This window comes from Arthrobacter sp. 05L417 (assembly GCF_056397865.1).
In genome coordinates this window covers 1-4,146 of record NZ_JBFTOG010000074.1, presented here as the reverse complement: position 1 = coordinate 4,146, position 4,146 = coordinate 1, and the positions used below count along the sequence as shown (strand labels likewise).

At 60.6% G+C, this 4,146-nt stretch carries 3 protein-coding genes; all 3 read left to right on the top strand.

Annotated features, from left to right (window positions below):
* The first annotated feature begins 517 nt into the window (after positions 1–517).
* Positions 518–1,246 (top strand): GntR family transcriptional regulator, encoded by a 729-nt coding sequence (locus tag AC1DJW_RS26285; protein ID WP_284755374.1) that lies wholly within the window; start codon positions 518–520, stop codon positions 1,244–1,246.
* Positions 1,247–1,331: 85 nt separating this feature from the next.
* Entirely contained in the window at positions 1,332–2,528 is a 1,197-nt protein-coding gene (locus AC1DJW_RS26280) for a CaiB/BaiF CoA transferase family protein (protein WP_476902926.1), read from the top strand.
* Positions 2,529–3,689, top strand: a complete 1,161-nt coding sequence (locus AC1DJW_RS26275; RefSeq protein WP_476902925.1) for an acyl-CoA dehydrogenase family protein — start codon at positions 2,529–2,531, stop codon at positions 3,687–3,689.
* Positions 3,690–4,146: the final 457 nt, after the last annotated feature.

Below are 4,146 nucleotides of genomic sequence, written 5' to 3'. Positions count from 1 at the left end.
CACCCGGGAGGGTGTGGGAGAGTAGGACACCGCCGGACAACCATTCACGTTCAGGCCCCGACACACGTCGGGGCCTGAACCATTTAAACCCACCCACCCGCACGCGAGCCGGCGTCCCGAAACCCCCGCTCACGTATGGCCCGGTTTCCGGCAAACCCCCGCTCACGTATCAGCGGTTGTGGGCAAACCCCCGATCACATATGCGCCGCACCGGCACGCAGCCACACCCGCAGCGCCCGGCAGCCTTGAGCGGGCGTCCGGCCCCCCATAGGTGAGCGGGCGTCCGGCCGGGACCCGGCATACGTGAGCGAGCGTTCAACGAAAACCCGGCATAAGAGAGCCGGCGTCCGGGTCACCCAACCCCCGCTCACATATCAACGGTCATGACCAGACCCCCGCTCACATATCAACGGTCATGACCAAACCCCCGCTCACATATCAGCGGTCCCGGGCAAGCCCTCGCTCACCCACGGACCCCTCCGAGATACCGACTCGCGTCGACCCGTACAATGTCAGGATGAGTAGCATGCAACAGGTTACTCCCGGAGTGTCGCTGACAGCGCAGGCCACCGATATGCTGCGGGCGGCAATCACGTCCGGCGAGATGACACCCGGGGAGCACTATTCCGCGATCGGACTAGCCGAGAGACTCGGTGTGTCCAGGACACCGGTGCGTGAGGCCCTGCAGCTGCTCGAAAAGGAGGGCATTGTCCGGATCGAGAAGAACCGCGGCGTCCGGGTGCTGCAGATTTCACTTGATGAGATTGTCCAGATCTTCCAGATCCGAATTATTCTTGAGCCCCCCGCAGCGGCTCGGGCCGCCGAGGTTGTCACTAAGGATGACCTTGAGCATTTCCGGGTGCTGCACGGGCGCATCCTGGACGCTGCAGCTGGCGAAGATGGTCCCGGCACCCTGCAGGCGGACAAGGAATTCCACTTGTTTCTCATGGGCTTGGCGGGCAACCCCCGGCTAATGGCGCTGGACGGCGAGCTCCGCAATCTCGTTCTCGCGCAAGGGTTGGTGACCATCCCTTCAATCCGAAGCAGCCAGGACCTGGCCGACGACCGTCGAGGCATTCTCGAAGCATTGGAGCGGCAGGATCCCCGGGCTGCATCTGTAGCGGTTCGAGAGCATGTCACCCGTACCGCCCGGCTTCTCATTACAGGCGTTTGCGCGAAGACGCCTGGACTGTCCGCCGACGCGTATCTGGCGAAGTTGGATCAGCTCACGAAATTTAGCGGCTGACTCCGTTTCAACGAAAAATTGTTTACAAGCCGAAGACATTCCCTTACTGTTGCATGCAACATACAACCGTCAAAGGAGATGCCTGGTGGGATCCACAGAAGGTGGTCTGAGCGGTTTGCCGCAGCCCTTGGCTGGTATACGGATCGCAGACTTTTCGCGGGTTCTAGCCGGACCGTTGTGTTCCATGATGTTGGCCGACTACGGCGCCGAGGTCATTAAGATCGAGGGTCCTGCCGGCGACGATACCCGGGCGTGGATCCCGCCCGTGGAGGCAGATGGGACCGGCACATATTTTTCAAGCGTCAATCGCAACAAGAGATCGGTGGTCGCCGATCTCAAGTCCGATGACGGGTTGAGCTATGCACGCGCCCTCGTGGCCGGCTGCGACGTCGTCATCGAAAACTTCCGTCCTGGCGTCATGGCGAAATTCGGCTTGGACTATCAGACCGTCTCCGAGAGCCGGCCGGACATCGTCTACTGTTCTATCTCGGGCTTCGGGGCTGGCGCCGGTGTGGATTTGCCAGGCTACGACCTGCTGGTGCAGGCGCTTGGCGGTCTGATGAGCATCCCTGGCCACCCGGACGGAGAACCCAGCAAGGTCGGGGTTGCCCTGGTAGACGTCCTCACCGGACAGAATGCCCTGGCGGGGATCTTGATGGCGCTGCGGGTGCGCGATGCTACGGGGACCGGCCAGCAGGTGCAGATAAATCTCCTCTCCTCGCTCCTGGCAGCATTGGTCAACCAGGGCACGGCTACCTTGGCCACGGGCTTTTCGCCCGCCAGGCTCGGTAATGCACACCCCAGCATCGCCCCTTATGAGACATTTCGCACTGGCGGCGGCACGCTCGCCATCGCGGTCGGAAACGATCGGCAATTTGCTGCGCTTGCGTCAGTTCTGGGACTAGGGGGTTTGCCAGAGCAAGCGAGATTTCTTACTAACGAACGCCGAGTAGCCTCCCGTGAGGAGCTTCGGATTGTGATCGAGACTGCGCTCGATGCTGACACTGCTGCGAATTGGCAACGGAAGTTGCTCGATGCAGGAGTTCCTGCGGGCAGGGTCAACAGCGTCGGCGACGCTTTCGAGCTGGCTGAGAGCCTTGGGCTGGAACCGTCAATCGTTGTCACCGATCCCGCTACCGGCCGGGAGTCCCGCCAGTTGACCAACCCGATCCGATTGTCTGCGACGGCACCGAGCTACCGGCAAGTTCCCCCGGCCCCTGGCGAGCATCAAGGATCCACATTCGCAGTCCGATCCCCAAACACTTCCGCGAAAGGCGCATAAATGTCCGATATCAGCGATCTGATTGATTTTGACTCCCTCCTTAGCGTGGATGAACGTGCGCTGCGCGATTCGGTGCGCGCCTTTGTGGATTGCGAAATCAAGCCGCACATCGCAACCTGGTATGAAAAGGCGGTTTTCCCGCTGGAACTTGTTCCAGAACTGGCAAAAATGGGCCTACTCGGCATGCACCTGACAGGTTACGGCTGCGCTGGCCGATCCGCCGTCGAGTATGGCCTGGCCGGAGCGGAACTTGAGGCCGGCGATTCCGGACTGCGCACTTTCGTCTCGGTGCAGGGCTCACTGGCGATGAGCGCCATCTACAAGCACGGTTCGGATGAACAGAAAGCCGAATGGCTGCCGGCGATGGCTGCGGGGGAAGCGATCGGGTGCTTCGGGCTGACAGAACCCGCCGCCGGATCGGATCCGGGTGGCATGACTACCTTTGCGCACCGCGATGGAGACGACTGGATCCTCAACGGATCAAAACGCTGGATCGGCCTAGCGTCAGCGGCCAAAGTCGCCATCATCTGGGCACAGACCGACGGCGGCGTCCGCGGCTTTGTTGTCCCAACCGAGACACCTGGATTCACGGCGATGCCGATCGCGCCGAAGCTCTCCATGCGAGCGTCCATCCAATGCGACATCGAATTGTCCGATGTGCGACTACCCGAGAGTGCAGTGCTGCCAAACGTCGTCGGGCTCAAGGGCCCCTTCTCATGCCTGAACGAAGCCCGCTACGGGATCATCTGGGGCGCCATGGGCGCTGCGCGCGATGCGTTCGAGGTAGCCCTCGATTACTCCAAGGAACGCCTGCAATTTGGCAAACCGCTGGCCGGTTACCAGCTGACCCAGCAGAAGTTGGTTGATATGGCTCTGGAGATCAATAAGGGATTCCTTCTTGCCCTACACCTTGGGCGCAAGAAGGACGCCGGTACCTTGCAATCGGATCAGATTTCGGTGGGCAAACTGAACAACTGCCGCGAGGCCATCAAAATTGCGCGCGAAGCAAGGACGATCCTCGGCGGAAACGGAATCACGTTGGACCACTCGCCCTTGCGGCATGCCAACAACCTGGAGTCCGTTCGCACGTATGAAGGCACCGACGAAGTCCATGCGCTCATCTTGGGACGCAAGCTCAGCGGTATCGCCGCCTTCCGTTAGACGGGCCCGACGGCGGAAGCCGCGTTCCGTCGTCGACGTCGCCGCGGCGGCCCGGACAGGCCCTGTCGCTCAGCTTGAGCCTAAGGGAAATAGGGGGCGGCGGTGCTGGATTTGCGCAGTGTACGGAAGCCGTGTAATGTCTTCTAAGTCGCCGCGAGGGAGACAGCCTAGAGCTGGGAACCACGGGTGGCCAACCCCTTCGAATTGAGCCTGAAACGGCTGGTGCTTTGTGCGCCGCAATTCGAGGGAATTCGAATTGTCACCCTGAAATCGATTGAGAAATTGATTTGCAAAGCGGTGGTGGTTCGGGTAAGTTTGGAAAGTTGCTCCGGAGCGATCCTGGACCCTTTGGTGGGTGTGGGTGGTGCCGGGTGTGTCTGTTGTTTGAGAACTCAATAGTGTGCCAAGTTTGTTGATACCGATTTATTTTAATTGGTTGATTTTGCCGGGCCTTGTC

What these genes read in the sequence shown, in the direction of transcription:
- AC1DJW_RS26285 (WP_284755374.1), top strand. Translation starts at nt 518, where the DNA reads ATGAGTAGCATGCAACAGGTTACTCCCGGAGTGTCGCTGACAGCGCAG.
- AC1DJW_RS26275 (WP_476902925.1), top strand. Translation starts at nt 2,529, where the DNA reads ATGTCCGATATCAGCGATCTGATTGATTTTGACTCCCTCCTTAGCGTG.